Below are 16,589 nucleotides of genomic sequence, written 5' to 3'. Positions count from 1 at the left end.
AGAACGCTCGTGCGCGCATGCCTGAAAGTGCGATGTCGGTGTGTCCTTCAGCGCACAGATACGACAAATTACTTCCCGTAATCTGCTGCTTCGTCATCAGTCTTTGCGTGGCGACGGTGGTCGCCGCGATATGACTCTCAACGCTTTCCGTCATGTCGTATATCACTCTTGTATTGAGCGGCACCTTTAGCGCGCTCGCCAGCATCCTGTTGCGCTTCGCCGGCAAGCTGCCCGGTAACGGCGAAGCGCTGTTGTTCGGCATGGCCGCGCGTCCGCTCGCCTACCGGCTCGCAGCCATCGGCGCATACGGCGCGGGCTTCGTGCTCTATGCGCTCGCATTGAGGCGCATGGAGTTGAGCATCGCGTATCCCCTGATGGTCGCGGTGACGATTCTGGAGATCATGGTCTTTGGCGCGCTCTCAGGCGAAGCGATGTCCATGCGCACGCTCGCCGGCGCCACGCTCCTGATCGCCAGTGTCGTGCTGCTGTACGCGCCCACCGCGAACACCGCCTGACTGCAACGGCTTTCGCAATACGCCCATGCACGCGCGTCAGCTATGTACTGACCGGCGGCTCCAATCCGAGGACATTCTTATGTCGTCTTCCAGAACGATAGCCAGCAAGTCGGCGTTGAGCCTCGGCACGATCGCAAAAGTGCTTTTGGTGCTCGCAGCATGTCTCCTTGCGGAACGTGTGCCGCGCTCGCTCTACGCGGACTTCCGCGCGAACCCGGCTGATTTGTTCTGCGATTTCAATTACTACCTGTACGCTTTCACCAAGGTGCTGCAGCACCCGGGCGATCTGTCACAGCTTTACGATCACGACGCGCTCGTCGCGTTTCTGCGGTCGATGGGCGCACGCAACACGGGCGAGGACGTCTTCTATGGCTACCCGCCGCAGTTCGCGCTGCTGTTCTCGCCGCTCGCCCGTCTGTCGCCGCTGGCGGCAAAAGCTGTGTGGGCGCTCGGCTCCGTCGTGCTGTTCGGCGCCGGCGTGGCGATGCTCGCGAAGCTGGCCTACCGCGGAGAGAACAGAGCCGTGCCACTGCTCATCGTGGCGATCGCCCTCCTGAGCCGCCCCCTGCTCGACGACTTTTACCTCGGTCAGTCGAACGAGTTGCTGTTCTTCCTGATCGTCGCGACGTTCTTCTTCATCGATCGCGGCAATCACTTTCTGGCTGGCCTGTTTCTCGGTACGGCCATCGTACTGAAGGTGACGCCGCTCGCGATCGCAGGTCTCTTGCTGTTGCGCCGCGAGTGGCGCACTGCGATCGCGACCGCAGTGACTTCCCTGGCGATTACGGCCTTCACCGCATGGCAGCTCGGTTTGCAGGTGATGTTGCATTACCTCGTCTCGGACATGCCGCGGCTCAATGCGCAGAACCTCCTGCTCGGCGGTGCGCCCGCCAACAACTCACTGCGGGGCGCGGTTCAGGCGTTGTCGAAGTTCGCGGGAATGTCACCTTCGCAGTCTGTGCTGGGCGCGATCTGGCTCGCCACTGCGGTCGTGGTGTGCGGAATCGCGGTGGTGTTGGTATATCGCCAGCATGCTGACCGCCGCATCGACTTCGCCCTCGCCTGCACGACGATGCTCGTCGCCTCGCCGATGCTGGAGCCGGTGCATCTCGTCGCGTTGCTGATTCCTCTTGCTGTTCTTTTCGGCACCACGCTGGAGTGGTCGGAGACGCGTCTCTCGGCGATCGGCCCACGCGTTGAACTCGTGCTCGCGTCATGCGCGGTTCTGATTCTGTTCTTCAGGGCGCGCAATGTTGGCTATTTCGCCGCAGTATCGATCGTTTATGCGCTCTGTCTGGCGAGGTACTTTGCGCCACTCGCCGCCGCGCAGCGGGGCCACTGGCAAGGGATTTCGGCGGGAGGGCGGAGCTGAACGGAGGCTGAGCTTCACAATGTTGATGGCGACCTAAGCTGAGGGGAACGATCGCCGGAAACGTTTGGCGAGAAAGTCCCGTTCATCGGCCCGGTAGGTTTCTGCGCCACAAGAAGGCAAACGAACCGGCCGACTACTTCAAGAGGACGCTTTTTGCTTCATCTCGGTCGTTTCGCAACACACCCTATGGCGTCGGAAGCATGCCTCTGGAAAGAGGTTTTATCCGAGCGAGCGTCGGCCGGCCCTCGGCATCAGGCATCTGTCTGAAAACGAAAATTCCTTATCCGATCTCTCGAAGCCTTTTCGGGTGATTGTCGACAGGCCGTGCGCAGCGATGTCGTGGGTGACGACGACAGCAAAACGGAGCGGAATGTAGTTTTACGTCTCCCCGACTGCGAAGAGCTACAGCACAACTCGGCGTTCAATTTACACTTGCTTACCGAACGTAGCCTTATCCGCGTTTCAACGGCAGTCTATCCGGAGTCCCCGATCATTTGCCTTCGGTTCGGCGCTGGTCGCGCTCCCGGAGACCGATCGGCGCCCGCCGTACGAGCTTAAACCGGCATGACTGAAACCTTTTGAAGCACTTGCATATAAGCAAGAAAACACTGCCAAGACGAGTACAATCCCGCCTAGACTGTAATTTTTAGAAAAATCCATGTCAAATTTACCGATTAAAGTACTCGTTCCTTCGCTTCCCTCCGTCGACCAAATAGAACCGTACTTGCGTCGCATCGATTTGGCACGCGTCTATAGCAATTTCGGCCCGCTCGCGACCGGGTTTGCGCAACGACTGGGCGGCTTGACGGGTGCAAACTCGGTGACTTTGACATCGAACGGCACGTCTGCTATCGAGATTGCCTTGCGTCTCAGGGCATTGCCGAATCGCAGACTTTGTGTCATGCCTTCTTTCACGTTCGTGGCAAGCGCTCATGCCGTTTGCAACGTAGGCCTCACTCCAGCGTTTGTTGACATCGATCCCGTGTCGCTCGTCCTTACGCCGGAGATCGTGGAGGCAACCCTGCCGCAACTGCCGGAACTACCGGCTGTCGTCCTGGTGATCAGCGCATTCGGCGCGCCTATCGATCAGGAAAGCTGGGCAAGGTTCCAGACCCGCACTGGAATTCCGGTGGTGTTCGACGCAGCCGCGGCCGTGACGGCCCTTTCGCACGTTGGAGATGCTCCCGTCTGCGTGAGTCTGCACGCCACAAAGGTACTCGGCATCGGTGAAGGCGGCGCAATTCTGAGTTCCGACCCGAAGTTCAGCGAGCGTGCTACCGCGATGACCGGCTTCGGTTTCATGGGCGCGGAGCGCACGTCCGCCATTCGCGGTGGAAACTTTCGTATTTCAGAATATGCAGCGGCTGTGGGCCTGGCGGCACTCGATGCACTTCCCGCAAAGGTCGACATGCTTCGAAACGTCGCTCTCGCATACCGGACAAAGATCGAAGCGACGGGCCGTCGTGCGCGCCTGCAAGAAGGTGCTGGCGATTGGGTCACGATGAGCTTGAATATCATTGTCGAACCGGAAGACGTTCAGGCGACCATCGCAAAACTCGACGCTCAGAAAATTCAGTGGCGTCGGTGGTGGGGCCTGGGTTGCCATCTGCATCCTGCCTTTGCAGATTGCCCAAGCTTCGGCCTTGACTCCACCAATAAGGTCGCTCCGACGGTCATCGGCGTGCCCTGCCATGATGGGCTAAGCGCCGAGGATATCGACCGGATCGTCGCCTGTTTTCCGATTGCGACTCATGCCCCAAAGGTGCACGAAAGATTGCCCGCTGGAGACCTGATCGAGCAAGATGTCTCGATGCTCTGACTTTATCAATAGGCGTCGTGCGAAACGCCAATTTTCACATTACCGTGATGACACAATCAAACGTAGGCCGCGAGCCGGGCTTCTGCGATCTCTTGATCGTGGACGAGATGCTTCCGTGCGACTTCTCCCCTTTCAGAACGATCGAGTATTCGCATTATCTGACTCATTTCGATACGGCACAGCTGATCTGCACGGAAGGGTGGCATTCCTGGGCATCGAATCTGTGCTTTGAAGATCAACTTTCTTCAAGCAAGTTGGATCCGTCGATCAAGGAACGCATTCATCCGTTCACATTCTTTAAAGACACGATCCCGAAGCTCGCCTATATCACGTTCCTGCATAACGCGTGGCAAATGCTTCCCGCGCTCACCGAGCGAAACATTCCGTTCATTCTGCAGCTCTACCCGGGTGGCGGATTCGAATTGAACGTGGAGACGAGCGACCAAAGGCTCATGGCGATCGCTCACTCACCGCTGTGCCGCAAGATCATCGTTACGCAGAATCTTTCACGCGACTATCTGCTCGAGAAAATCAAATGCGATCCGGCAAAAATCGAGCTCATCTATGGCGGCGTGTACGACACGCGCAATGACTTCGACTTTTCTCGCGACAAACAGCGTTACGGCGTACACAAAGATACGGTCGATGTCTGTTTCGTGGCGCATAGGTATGGCGACGACACGAAAAAGAAGGGATACGATCAATTCGTTGCAGTCGCTCAAGCGCTGAGCGAGCGGTTCGAGCAAGTTCGCTTTCACGTCGTGGGAGACTACACGCCGGATCAGATCCCCTTGGGTGCAGCGGAACGAACGATGACGTTCCACGGCAAGCAGCCGAACACCTTTTTCCGCGAGTTCTATCCGCGCATGGACATCATTCTGTCGGTGAACAGGCCGACCGAGGATAGAAAAGGCGCATTCGACGGATTCCCGACCGGCGCATGTATGGAGGCGGGCTTTCGAGGTGTGCTGAACTGTATCAGCGATCCGTTGGGCCTCAACGTAGCGTTCACGGATGACGTGGACTTCGTTTTGGTGGACCTGGACACTCAGAAAACGATCGAACGCTTGTCGAAGTTAATCGGCGACACCGAACGTCTGTACAACGTCGCCTACGCAAACTGGCAGAAATTCCTCGCTGTATTCGACACGGATTATCAGTTGTGGCGCCGCACTCGAATAATCACGACCGAGCTTCTGCGTCCCGAGTATCTCATTGTTCGTCCGGCGCCGAATCGGAGCATGATGGATAGCGAACTTGGCGACAACGGAGCGCGGCATCAGATCGAAGAAGCGAACCGCCACTATCGGAATTTGCAGGCGCAACACCATACCGTTGCGACCGCTTACGAGGCGCTAAGGGCCGACTATAGCCAGGTCATTGAATACTACGAGAAGAAACACAGCGGCCTGCTTGATGATTACAAGATGCTCGCGGAAGGATTCGAAGCATTGAGGCTTGAAAACACGGCGCTACGCGAAAAGATCGATGCGCTCGATGGGACCATTTCGCGCCTCCATGCAGACATGGAGTTGAAGGAGCTCGAGGCATTGCTTCAGAACGAGAAAGCAAACCGCATCGTTCAGGAATTGATCGATGCAGCGCCGTCCGGACGAGTCGAGAAAGGCCTGCTCCGACTACTTAGATCAAGGTCCGCAATGTCGATCCGAGCCGGCTATTCGCGGCTTGGCGGTCAACACTCAATTGTCCAAAACGAAAAGCAGACATGACCACAGCAGTATCTACCTTTTCCATGAGCGCCGTCCGCTCGAGTCCTGCCGGCGCTTACGCGGTCATACTTACTCGTAACGATATCGACCGGCACAAGCACAACGAGACTTTTGCGCGAGAGCTGACAAAAGCGTTTTCTTCGCTCGGTGTGCAACTGTTGTCGCTCGACTACATCCGTGACATACGCCAGATTTCCGAGGCCATGCGCGACGACAACTGCCAGTTCTTCGTCTGCTTCAACGGCTTCGGCTCGGAGCTGGTGCACGCGTCGGGAACGCCCGGCAAGCTCGTATCGGCCTTTGAACTGTGGCGGAAGCCGTTGTTCGATCTCATGCACGATTGCCCTGTGCACGAGACGATGCAGCATCAGTTCAATTCGGTGGGACAGTTCCGCAAGGCCCTCTTCACGGACTATTCGTACGCACATCTGTCACGGATGCTTGGCGCCAGAAGCGTTCGAACCGTGCCGAGCATTACCTTCCCAGAAGCAGTTCCGGCAAAAACAAAGCCGCTCGCTATCCGATCCTTCGAGATACTGCTCCCGGTCGGTCTTTGCGATCCGCAAGTCGTGATCGACAGGTTCAGATCGCCGGTCTCGTATCGGGATAGGCTTTTTCGCGAACTGTTCGACAGCGTGACCGCGATTGCAGTCGATGACTTGACAGTGGATCCGTTGACGCAAACGCTCATCGCATGTCAGGACGGGAATATCGCCGTGGATTTGCGAAATCCGGATATCCGCTTTCTCATCTCGGCCGTTCTCGACTATGTCAAGTTCGCCCGTCGCGACAGGCTGGTACGAGCGCTTTCAGGGCTACCGGTCACGATCGTTTCCGATCGCGATGTGTCGCACCGGTTTTCCGGTTCGAAGCTGACGTTCGTGCAGCACCGCTCGTTCCCTGAACTGATAGACACGATGGGCGATTCAAAAATAGTCTTGTGTCCGTTGCCTCATTACACCGGATTCCATGAACGCGCCTTGGCGGGATTTACTGCTGGCGCAGCTATTTTCGCCGCGCCAAACGAGGTCCTTGAAACGAATTTCTGGCAAGGACGCGATATGTTGACCTACGGGAATCCAGAGCATCTTGCAAGCCTGCTGGATAGTGCTTTGTCGGGTCAACTGGACCTTCAGGCGATGGCATCCAATGGGGAGCGAATTGCCCGCGAGCGCTTCTCCCCCGATCGCCTGGCCAGCATTATCGTGTCGCAATGGGAAGACATGGCACGTTAGCGCGCTGCCCGTAACTCGCCAAGTTGAACCGCGATCCAATGTGCGCAGCGACGCGCACTTCGTTCCTTTAGCGAAGTGCGCAGATAGTCTACATTTGCAGAGATCGGCTTTTCTGCGCAGACGGCTCGGGGCGGCGGATCGGGGGCGACCGTTCTCTCCGAGCCTCAGCGCTTCGAGGCCAGAAGGTTTTACGATCAGCAGCGAATACGCTCGAGCACAAGGCCGCCCAGCCGCTTCACGCAGGTATCCACAGACTCGGTTTCGGTGTCGAGAATGATGTCGGGTGCGAGCGGCGCCTCATAAGGAGACGACACGCCTGTGAATTCCTTCATGCTACCTGCCTTGGCTTTTGCGTAGTGTCCTTTGGGATCGCGCTGCTGGCAGACGGCCAGACGGCATGAGCAGAACACTTCCAGAAAGTCGCTTGTGGATACCGTTCGCCTGGCCTGCTCTCGGGCTTCTTGCAGCGGCGAAACTAGTGCGACGATGACGACCATCCCTCTGTCCAGGAATAGCTTGGCGACTTCCGCCGCGCGACGGACGTTTTCATTGCGGTCTTCGAACGAAAAGCCGAGGTCCGAGCATAAACCTAGGCGCAGCGCATCACCGTCCAGCACGACGGACGCGATTCCTTCACTACTCAGATGGCGATCGAACGCGTAGGCAATCGTAGACTTGCCCGATCCCGGTAGTCCCGTCAACCACACCACCTGTCCTCGATGCCCTTGCTTCCCCTCGCGCTGATCGCGGCTGATGGGCACTGGATGACGAACGAGGTCAGAACTACTTGGGTGAACAAACTGATCGTATTTCATAGAAAATCAATAATTCTTGCTTGAGCCATCGCCGATGTCGCATGTCGCGTCACGTCGAGCGACGCCACACGGAGATAATGGTTTCGACAATCGCAATGGAAGGAAAACGCGCGAGCGCACGCTCGCGTCCGTGACACGCCATAGCATCGAGCTGGAGCCGTCCGGCGAACACATCTTCGAGCATGGCGACGAGCTGATCCTCGGATTGATAGGTGAGCATGTCGCGGCCCTGAACAAAATGCGTCTCCAGAATCTCGTTCGGCCCGGCGATCACGCCCGCGCCCGCTGTGAACGAGGCAAGCGCGCGCTCATGAAACCCCGTGTAATGCGGCAGCGGACAAATTACGCACTTCGCGTCATTCATCGTTTGCAACAAGCTTGGGAACGATCTCTGGCCGATCGATTTTAGACGGGTGTTCGCGTATAACTCCTTTACGTCGTAGTCCGATATAACTGTCACAGGCAAGTGATTGATGGCTCGGACGAGACGGTCGCGTCGCTCAAACTTGACGTAGTCAAGCACGGAGGTAATCAAGAAACGCATGTCGAGATCGCGCATGTCAGTGTGAACTCCCGCCTCCTGACACGCGAGCAGGATTTCCACGAGCGGATCGACTTTCAGACTCTTGAGCGAGGCTTCGACGACGCTCTCAAAGAGTTCTCGGAAGACCCGCTCTTTGTGATTGCGCGCGTGAGTGTACCGCTCACGGGCCTCGCCGGAACGAGACAGGCCGACTGGAAGCAGAACGTCGATGCTGCGCAACGCGTGAGGGCGTTGCGGGTCGGTAATCGTCTCCGGAAAGGTGATACTGGGCACCGCTCGCACGTTCTTCACCCCGAGCATCCGCGCGATGTGGGCGTACGTATAGTCGGTGGAGAGCAGCCAACGGAATTCGCCGACCGAATCGATCTGGTGCGACATCGATTCGTGGATGGGGCAGTCGTGCATGAAATCGAACACGAGTTTGCCGTAATGTTCGAACACCGATTCGAGTGTCCCGGGCTGGCCCGCTGCGTGCAGGAGTTCTGTGCCAAAACCGTTGAAGCAAACAAAGAAAACGCAATGCTCGTCACGAATCGCCTCGGTCACCGGCCGGACATCTCGTAAGTAATCGAGGCTACGAACGCGCAAACCTTCCGCGAGAAACGCGGGTGCGAGTTCATTGCTGAAGCATTCGCTGTGCTTGTGTTTGTCAATGTCACCACAGGTCAGAATGACGGCATAGTCGTCAGGCCCAAACGTTTTCATTCGAAGCGAACCAGCCGCGGCGTCCTCGTTCATTTGATGACCCTGTTCTTTTTCTGTTGCGAGCGCAATGCACGATTGCCCACGCGCGATACCGCCGTGCGAAGCGACATGGCGTAACGCGACCGCAACATACCAAGGGCAGCACGTTCCAACCTGCCACCGGGCATGACTTCGTTCTGCCGCTCCAGATCAGCGGTTGCAGCATTGAGCACTCCCGCTGCTGGCTTGCGCTCTTCCAGCGCGCGCGTCAGTTCCAGCAATTGCAACGACTTTTCGGCGTCCTTCGAGCGCACTTCATCGAGTTCCGCTAGCAGCGTCTTGAGACGCTCACACAGTGAATCATTTTCGGCGCGCACCGCTTCGAATCCTTTGGCGAGCGTGGCATAGGCGCTCGCCAGATTATCGTGACGCATCAGCGCGTCTTGAAGATTTGCATCCAACTGACGCGACACCTCCTTCTGAACGGCAAACGCCTCCGCCCCCTCTGCCCGGATGCGCTCTAAAACTCTGGAATCCATCAGGCTCGTCTGCGGGAAGGGACGCACGATCAACGGTTCAGTATTGAGCAATTCCTCCGAGATGATACGCGTGCGTGCCCACAACTGGCGGTCAGTGTCGAACACTTCCAGGAACCGCCGCCAGTTTGCGTAAGCCAGATCGTAGAGTCTGCCTGGGTCGCCAATAAGTCGCGATAACCTCTCGATGGTTTTATCCATATCAAGATCGACGAGCATGATGTCCTCGCCGTCGGTAAACGCGACATTGAGGTTCAATGGATCGCTCACGCAATTGAGCACACCGCGGAAGCCCGCTTCCATGCATGCGCCTGTGGGAAAGCCGTCAAACGCACCTTCATGCAGTTCGGACGGCCGGTTCAGGGACAGTATGATATCCATCCGCGGGTAGAACTCCTTAAAGAAGCTCCCAGGCTGCTTTCCGTGGAATGTGATGTAATCAGCAGCATGTTCGAGCGGAATCTGATCCGGCGTATAGTCTCCCACTACATGAAAACGCACGGCCTCAAACCGCAGGCTCAGGGCCTTGGCGACGGCTACGAACTTGTCGTAACCCTTCTTCTTTGTATCGTCGCCGTAGCGATGCGCTACGAAGCAAATGTCGATTGTGGACTTATCCCGTCCGCAGAGTTTCTTGTCGCGCGTAAAATCGAACTCATCGCGCGTGTTGAAAACTCCACCGTAGATAAATTCTATCTTCGACCGATCGCAATGAATTTTCTCCAGCAGGTAATCCCGCGAAAGCTTTTGCGTCACGATGATTTTGCGGCATAGCTGCGAGTGTGCGATTTTGCGCAACATCTCATCGCTCGACGCCACGTTAGGCTCGAACGCGCCGCCTGGATAGAGCTGCATGACGAACGGGATACGGCGTTCCGTGAGATGCGGAAAAACCTGCCAGGCGTTGTGCAGGAACGTGACGTAAGCTAGCTTCGGGACTATCGAGGCGAACAAGGAGAACCGTTCGATTTTTGCCTTGATGGATTCATCCAACTCGCTCTTCGCAAGTTGTTCGTCAAAGCCGAGATTCGATACCCAAGCGTGCCACCCTTGAGTCGAAAGAAGCGCCGACGACCTGAAAAAGGTCAGATAATGCGCGTACTCGAGGGTTCGGAAAGGCGAGAAGTCACACGGCAACATCTCGTCAATGATCAATAGGTCGCGGTAGCGCAAGTTCACTGTGAATGGCCCTTTGACTTGGATCCGGAAATCTCATCACGTCCACGCATATGGGAACTTTGAAGCGTCAGGCTCCAATTTTTTCCCGCGTACCTATCAGTACACACACGCACATTGCCACGCGCGCCTCTTGCCGCCGAAACAGCCGCACGCTCATCTGGGTGCAGCGCTTGATTCGTACCGGTATCAAGCGGCCCCTCGAAACGCACGCATCTGGAACCCGCGCGAGCCGGCAAGTGACGCCAGCCGGCAGATCGGATAACGGTGTGCCCCTCAGTCGGTTGGCAACAAGGCAGCGCCACTCCAGCGAATACCGAGCTGTCCATCCATGCCCTCTAAAAACTCGTCCGGAATTGCGCGCCCCTCGATAAGGACCTGTACGCGATCCTCACTTCGTACCACCCGAACCCGCCCACCCAGTGGCATGCCGGATAGGGGCTCCAGACTCTGGACGTCCCAGCGCTGGCCGTCGTGCACCCACCGGGATACGATTCCTTCGCGTTCGTTGGCACCCTGAATGAGCACGGCAACCATATTAGTATCAAAGCCCATGCCTCGATATGCGACCACGGATACGTGACCGCCCGGCTCTTCTGCATTGAGAGCATATTCGAATCCGAACTCGCTCGGAACGTTCGAATCCGTGCCGTTCCGAGTCATCAGGCAGAGATGGTCTTGATCGACCCTCAACGCTTCATCGGCGCCAACTTTAGGCGTGCCGAAAATCACGTTGAACTCTTTCCACACCTCTCTCGAACGCTGCAAGCGCTTGGACGCCCGAATGCGGCCTTCCACTCGTTCCTTGTCCCTGTCTCTCGCGAGAAGTGCTTCCGTTCCGGCGAAAACATGGCCATGATGCGCGTCGTCACTGACATTCAGGAGCCGAACATCATGAACTCCGCCATAGGGTCCCAGTTGGAAAAAATCGATAGGCTGCCACGTTTTGCGGTCGAGCATCCATAGCCCGCTCATCGTGGCGCGCCGCAACTCCCGGGACGACTTCTCGCTTTCGCCGACGAGTACAAAATCCGGCGTCGCGGCGAGGCCGCGAGTGTATATCGGGCAGCCGGACTCCCAAAGAACGGCATCGGAATTCAGTTCGATCAACGATCCGGATTCGCTATGACAAGCGATGCGCTGACCTTCGCTGGTCACCCAAATATTGTGCAGGCCAGTGCGATTCTTTACTGGCTCGACACTCAGCACATTCATGTCGGGATAACTGAAGATGGCGAGCGCCGAGCCGTTGCCGTGCCCGTGCGCAATGACGTATAGCCGGCCATCCTTTTCGAACACCGAATTCAGGTGATCGCCGATGACATGCTGCGGATCGAGCCGATCCCAGCGCGCCGATGAAATGCGTGCCTCCTGGACGATATCCGGTCGGGCGACATCCAGCACGCTGATCGCGTTCCGACCCGTATTCGTGCAAATCACACGGCCGTCAGAGCCACACACGATTTGGTGAGGCTGTGAGAGAAAGCCCTGAGTCTGCCGATCGCCGATCGACAAAATGCCGACTTCGGACTGCGCATATGCCGTCAGATCCAGCAGTTCCGCGTTGTTGACCAGCGAATGGGTCAGAACGAGATGCTCGCTTCGCGGAAACCACGATACGCCATAGTATTCCCCTCGATCCCATTCAAGGGGAGAGACGCGTTTCGAACTAAGTTCGATCAATAACAATGCACGCGTCGTCGTGACGAGCGCATACACCTCTTGCTTGACATCGGTCATCGGACTTTTTCGATCAGATTCTTAAGGAAAGCCTAAAGCTCTTTTCTTTTTAACACACTCGCTACCGGCTCAGAAAAAACAATCGAGCGACATCTGATTCAACCCCAGAGATCGACTGGACTGCCCGCTCATTCCGCAGGATCGGAGCACGTTGCGGGCCAGCCTTCTGTCGAGTTGCCCCTTGTTACAGACCGCGCCTTTCGCATTCTTTCCGAGAAAGAGGTTATCCCACGGACTGAGCCGGCGCCATGGTACGCCGTTGAGAACGGTGATCCGTCGGAACGTCCGATAGCCGCGCGTTCCTTACCAGGCGAGAAGTGTCGGTCCAACCGCCCGTGCTTTTTTCCGTGATCGGGTTAATGCCTTTCGCGCTGATTCACGAAGTTCCGAAATGCCTGCTCGTACCCGTCGAGCATCGCTTCCCGGCTAAAGCGTTTCTGTGCGAGTTCGAGCGAGCTTTCTTTGAGGCGCTGCAAGACTTCGGGATGCTCGATCCATTCGCTCAGATGCTCCGCGATGCGCACCGTGTCACCGGGAAAGGCAAGATAGCCGTTTCGTCCTTCCTCGATCATTTCCGGCACCCCGCCCACCGGCGACGCGATCACGGGCACGCCGCACGCGTTCGCTTCCATGACGATGTTGGGTCGTCCGTCGAACTTCGACGGCACGACGAGCACATCGAGATTGTGCAGCGCTTCGGGCGTGTGCTCGATGAATCCCCGATACTTGATGCGCGAGCGCGCCTCGCTTTCCGCTATTCGTTGACGCACTGCATCGGACTGGTTTCCGGCGCCGTAGAGTTCGAACGACACGTCGAGGCCGCGCGCGACGAGCGCCTCCGCCATCGACACGAATCCGAGCGGATTTTTCTCATCCGACATGCGCCCGATGTAGCCCACCACGGGCAACCGATCGGCAACGCGCAGCTTCGAGCGGCTGAACTTCTCGAGATCGACGCCGTTGTTCACGACTACGACGTTCGGGTCCGGCTTGAGCGAGGAGCTTTGAACGAAGCGCCGCATGTACTCGCTTTCGACGATGACTCCGTCGTAGCAATTCTCGTAGAGAAAGTGATTAACCGTGTGGCCGAACTCGTTGTAAAGAGTATCGACGAGCCGCACGCCCGGGCGGCGCTCCTTGATATACGGCAGTTGGTGATAGAGATCATTCGCGCCAATCTGCAGAATCAGATCAATATGGCGGTCATCGATTTCCTTCAGCAGCATTTGCGGCCGCTGCGGGAGATTCGCGTTGATCAGATTGATGGCACACCCGTCGGCAGCGAAGTCCTCGAGCGCATCCGGCTTGTAGACCGACGACGCGTCGTCGCAGTAAGCGATGGCGATTTCGAAACCGCGGGCTCGCATCGTGCGCATGACGTTGATGGACAGTGCACCCTGAACGAGAAACGGGAGCAGGACGAGTATGTTTGGCTTGTTCATTGCTGCAAACCTAGAGTGGCTGAAGATCGAACCATTCTTTGCGAGGGTCCCGATCTCAGTTGAGAAGCCACAGCCTCAGGAAGCGCGCGCGACATTCATATATTCGCGCTCCCAGTTCTGTGCGGTCTGTCGCCAGTATTCGGCGGCGGCTACTTGCGCGGCGACTTCCCTTTGAAGCGTGCGTACGTCCTGATACGGACCGGCGCCGTCGATGAACATGGCCATTGCGCGGCGCCCTGACGTCGCCCATTTCTCGTCGTTTTCGGGATTCGAAAGCGCAGCCTTGAAGCTCGCGAAATCACCGATCTCCGTGGCCTGCATGAGCATGCCCATCAAGCGATAGCGCTGGATCGGAGCAAGGCGGCTCACTTCCGGATTCCGGCAGACCCACGCCAGGATTCGCTGGATTGTCGGGTATAACGAGCGCTTCTCGGCAAGCGGCATCAGATTGCGCAGCATCGCATAGGAAAGTTCCAGCAACGTGCCGAGCGGGTCGGCGTGCGTCACGCCGCTCGAATGAAGCCGCAGGTACGTGAGCTTTTCCGGCACGGTGGCGATGCCGCAGCCTTCTCGCAGCGCGCGCGTCCAGAGTTCGTAGTCGGGCGCCCGCGCCATGTTCGGATCGTCCAGGCCGATGCGCATGTGGGCCGAACGCCGCATCATCACGGACGAGCGACAAAGATTGTTGGTGCCGACCCAGGTGTCCACGCGACCGAAATCATGCGGCTGGTTCACCGTGTTTTCGAGCACTTCCGCGTTGGGGTGCGGGGCGCCGTCCGCATCGAGAAACGCAACATAGCTTCCGATGACATCCATTTCCGGATGCTTCTCCGCAAACTCGAGTTGAACTTCCGCCTTGTGCGGCGCGATCCAGTCATCTGCGTCCAGATTGACGAGCCACTCGCCCCGCGCCGCGGAAACGGCACGGTTGTAGCTTCCGGCGCCGCCGAGATTGCGCTCGTTGCACAGCAGACGAATGCGCGGGTCGCGAAAGCTTTTCACGACTTCGACCGAGTTGTCCTTCGAGCAATCGTCGACGACCACGATCTCGAAGTCCTGCACGGTCTGCCGCAGAATGCTTCGAATGGTGTGGTCGATGTAATGCTCGTAGTTGTAGGACAGAACGATGTAGGAGAGGAGAGGCGTATCGCTCATGGCAGGCACCGAACTATTCGATCCAGATCGGCGTCAGAAAGAAGATTGTGGAAAGGCAGGCCGATGACCCGTTGCGAAATCGCTTCGGTGGTCGTCAGATCGGCGCGCGGCACGTCGGCGAACGCGGGATGCGTGTGGCAGCCGAAGCCCCACCAACGGCGCCATTCGACCTGCGCTTCGTCGAGGCGCTTCGCCGTCGCCGCCACTGCATCAGGCGGCACGATCACGTTGAGCGTCATCGTGAGCCAGCTCTCGCCGACGCCTTCCTGAAAACGCGATTGCTTGTCCGATCCGATCCGCGCCCGGTAGCCGTCGGTGAGGCGCTGCAATTCCGCCAGCCGTTCGGGCAAGGCGTCGAGCACCGCCAGGCCGACCGCGCCGGCGTATTCGGAAATGCGGTAGTTGCCGGCCCGGATAGCCGAAACCCGCTCAGCACCGAGGAAGCCAAAACCCGTGATCGCCGTCGCTCGCTCGATCAGGCTTTCATCCGAGCACAGTATCGCGCCGCCCTCGCCGATGCCGAGCGCCTTCGTGGCGTGCAGACTGACGCACAACGGCTGCTTACCCACCGACTTGATCGACGTCGTCGCTGCGGCCGCGTCGAAAACGACGGGCACGCCTGTCTCTTCTTCGAACGATCGCCATGCGGCCTGATCGGGCGGCGCTCCGAACGCGCTCACGACCAGCACCGCCGCCGGCTCCTCGTCGAGATCGCGCAGCGCGGCCTTCGCGAGTTCGGGCGTGAGCGTCAGCGTGCGCTCCGACACGTCGAGCAGATAGGGCGTGAGTCCCGCGTTGCACACCGCATGCGCGCTCGCGATGAAGGTATAGGAAGGCATCAGACAGTAACGCGCGCCCGGGCGAGCCCGGATTCGCAGCGCGACTTCGATGGCCGTCGTGCCGTTGCTCGTGATCGTCACGCCCGTCGCGCCGGTCAGCACGCCCAGCCGGTCGCGGAACTCGGTCGCGAGTGGCCCGTAGTTGCTGTAGGTTCGCTTCTCGTCGATACGCCTCATGTAAGGCAGGATTGCATCCGCGAGAGGAAGTTGAGGAATCAGAACCTTGATCTTTTCGGTACTCATGTTTGCTCTGTATCGATAGTCGAGCGAATGCTCGGTCTTCAATGTCTTATCAGGTGGCCGCTCGAACCTCGCGGCCATGAACGAACGCGCGCAGTTCGCCAGAACCGCTCATGCGCCCTGCGGCTCGCGTCTCACGATGGGGCGCGCGGGAACGCCCACTACCGTCGCGCCAGGCTCGACGTTCCGGATCACGACGGCTCCCGCCCCCACTGTCGACCATGCGCCCACGACGACGCCGGGCGCGACCACCGCGCCGACGCCGAGATTCGCGCCCTCTTCGATCGTCACCCTGCCGGCGAGTGACACGCCCGGGCCGAGGCTCGCGAAGTCGCCGACGCTGCAATCGTGGGAGATGTTGCAGCCGGGATTGATCAGCGCATGCCGACCTATCTTGATGTCGGTCGTCATGCTCACACGCCCTATGATCATGGCGCCCGCCTCGATTTCGACGTACGGCCCGATCGTCGCGGCGGGATGAACCACGCTCGCATAATCGGCCTGCTCGCCGAGCGCCTGCATCAGTCTGCGGCGAGCGTCGTTGACGCCGACCGCAAGCACGTAGCGCGCGTCGTCTCGCGCGACCCCTGCGCCTTGTGCGATCTCGCGGACGGCGATACCGCGAACCGGCTCGCCCGCAAATCCCGGCTCCACGAGGAAGCACTGGACCTCTTCGCCGAGCGCGCGTAACGCGGCAAGGGTTTCGCGACCCAGCGCCCCGGCGCCCACGATCCTGACGGGATTCAT

At 58.4% G+C, this 16,589-nt stretch carries 13 protein-coding genes; 5 read left to right on the top strand and 8 right to left on the bottom strand.

All coding sequences use genetic code 11. The features are described 5' to 3' along the window. The first annotated feature begins 152 nt into the window (after positions 1 to 152). From AWB75_RS03345 to AWB75_RS03325, 5 genes are all read left to right on the top strand, one after another. Positions 153 to 515 (top strand): DMT family transporter, encoded by a 363-nt coding sequence (locus tag AWB75_RS03345; RefSeq protein ID WP_061122649.1) that lies wholly within the window; start codon positions 153 to 155, stop codon positions 513 to 515. A gap of 25 nt (positions 516 to 540) precedes the next feature. After that, entirely contained in the window at positions 541 to 1,887 is a 1,347-nt protein-coding gene (locus AWB75_RS03340) for a glycosyltransferase family 87 protein (protein ID WP_235011947.1), read from the top strand. A gap of 658 nt (positions 1,888 to 2,545) precedes the next feature. Beyond that, complete coding sequence (locus tag AWB75_RS03335; protein WP_087086456.1) at positions 2,546 to 3,706, top strand: DegT/DnrJ/EryC1/StrS family aminotransferase; 1,161 nt, start codon at positions 2,546 to 2,548, stop codon at positions 3,704 to 3,706. 17 nt (positions 3,707 to 3,723) lie between these two features. Beyond that, positions 3,724 to 5,436: a glycosyltransferase family protein gene (locus tag AWB75_RS03330; protein ID WP_143746398.1), complete on the top strand. Its 1,713-nt coding sequence runs from the start codon at positions 3,724 to 3,726 to the stop codon at positions 5,434 to 5,436. After that, positions 5,433 to 6,671 (top strand): glycosyltransferase, encoded by a 1,239-nt coding sequence (locus AWB75_RS03325; protein ID WP_143746397.1) that lies wholly within the window; start codon positions 5,433 to 5,435, stop codon positions 6,669 to 6,671. The genes AWB75_RS03330 and AWB75_RS03325 overlap by 4 nt, the downstream gene beginning before the upstream one ends. Before the next feature lie 194 nt (positions 6,672 to 6,865). Here AWB75_RS03325 and cysC read toward each other — a convergent pair whose 3' ends face one another. From cysC to AWB75_RS03285, 8 genes are all read right to left on the bottom strand, one after another. Next, on the bottom strand, positions 6,866 to 7,486 hold the full coding sequence (cysC, locus tag AWB75_RS03320; RefSeq protein WP_061122645.1) for an adenylyl-sulfate kinase: 621 nt from the start codon (positions 7,484 to 7,486) through the stop codon (positions 6,866 to 6,868). Positions 7,487 to 7,535: 49 nt separating this feature from the next. Beyond that, complete coding sequence (locus AWB75_RS03315; protein WP_061122644.1) at positions 7,536 to 8,768, bottom strand: glycosyltransferase family protein; 1,233 nt, start codon at positions 8,766 to 8,768, stop codon at positions 7,536 to 7,538. Further along, on the bottom strand, positions 8,765 to 10,429 hold the full coding sequence (locus AWB75_RS03310) for a glycosyltransferase family protein (protein WP_061122643.1): 1,665 nt from the start codon (positions 10,427 to 10,429) through the stop codon (positions 8,765 to 8,767). The genes AWB75_RS03315 and AWB75_RS03310 overlap by 4 nt, the downstream gene beginning before the upstream one ends. Before the next feature lie 273 nt (positions 10,430 to 10,702). Further along, on the bottom strand, positions 10,703 to 12,166 hold the full coding sequence (locus AWB75_RS03305; protein WP_061122642.1) for a hypothetical protein: 1,464 nt from the start codon (positions 12,164 to 12,166) through the stop codon (positions 10,703 to 10,705). Between the two features lie 356 nt (positions 12,167 to 12,522). Next, positions 12,523 to 13,608, bottom strand: coding sequence for a glycosyltransferase (locus tag AWB75_RS03300; protein ID WP_061122641.1), 1,086 nt, complete (start codon positions 13,606 to 13,608; stop codon positions 12,523 to 12,525). A 75-nt stretch (positions 13,609 to 13,683) separates the two neighbouring features. Beyond that, a complete protein-coding gene (locus tag AWB75_RS03295; protein WP_061122640.1) occupies positions 13,684 to 14,763 on the bottom strand; it encodes a glycosyltransferase family 2 protein in 1,080 nt (359 codons plus the stop codon). Then, complete coding sequence (locus tag AWB75_RS03290) at positions 14,760 to 15,845, bottom strand: DegT/DnrJ/EryC1/StrS family aminotransferase (RefSeq protein ID WP_061122639.1); 1,086 nt, start codon at positions 15,843 to 15,845, stop codon at positions 14,760 to 14,762. The genes AWB75_RS03295 and AWB75_RS03290 overlap by 4 nt, the downstream gene beginning before the upstream one ends. A 108-nt stretch (positions 15,846 to 15,953) precedes the next feature. Continuing rightward, the gene (locus AWB75_RS03285) at positions 15,954 to 16,589 is read right to left on the bottom strand and encodes a NeuD/PglB/VioB family sugar acetyltransferase (protein WP_061122638.1); all 636 of its coding nucleotides are present in this window, start codon (positions 16,587 to 16,589) and stop codon (positions 15,954 to 15,956) included.

Origin of the sequence: Caballeronia catudaia (assembly GCF_001544755.2) — a bacterium.
Classification (GTDB): Bacteria; Pseudomonadota; Gammaproteobacteria; order Burkholderiales; family Burkholderiaceae; genus Caballeronia; species Caballeronia catudaia.
This window is presented reverse-complemented; position numbering and strand designations above follow the sequence as displayed.

Bases quoted from the DNA above. Each gene is read 5' to 3' on its own strand.
- AWB75_RS03305 (WP_061122642.1), bottom strand. From the start codon at position 12,166: ATGACCGATGTCAAGCAAGAGGTGTATGCGCTCGTCACGACGACGCGT.
- AWB75_RS03315 (WP_061122644.1), bottom strand. From the start codon at position 8,768: ATGAACGAGGACGCCGCGGCTGGTTCGCTTCGAATGAAAACGTTTGGG.
- AWB75_RS03325 (WP_143746397.1), top strand. From the start codon at position 5,433: ATGACCACAGCAGTATCTACCTTTTCCATGAGCGCCGTCCGCTCGAGT.
- AWB75_RS03300 (WP_061122641.1), bottom strand. From the start codon at position 13,608: ATGAACAAGCCAAACATACTCGTCCTGCTCCCGTTTCTCGTTCAGGGT.
- AWB75_RS03290 (WP_061122639.1), bottom strand. From the start codon at position 15,845: ATGAGTACCGAAAAGATCAAGGTTCTGATTCCTCAACTTCCTCTCGCG.
- AWB75_RS03285 (WP_061122638.1), bottom strand. From the start codon at position 16,589: ATGAATCCCGTCAGGATCGTGGGCGCCGGGGCGCTGGGTCGCGAAACC.
- AWB75_RS03345 (WP_061122649.1), top strand. From the start codon at position 153: ATGTCGTATATCACTCTTGTATTGAGCGGCACCTTTAGCGCGCTCGCC.
- cysC (WP_061122645.1), bottom strand. From the start codon at position 7,486: ATGAAATACGATCAGTTTGTTCACCCAAGTAGTTCTGACCTCGTTCGT.
- AWB75_RS03295 (WP_061122640.1), bottom strand. From the start codon at position 14,763: ATGAGCGATACGCCTCTCCTCTCCTACATCGTTCTGTCCTACAACTAC.
- AWB75_RS03340 (WP_235011947.1), top strand. From the start codon at position 541: ATGCACGCGCGTCAGCTATGTACTGACCGGCGGCTCCAATCCGAGGAC.
- AWB75_RS03335 (WP_087086456.1), top strand. From the start codon at position 2,546: ATGTCAAATTTACCGATTAAAGTACTCGTTCCTTCGCTTCCCTCCGTC.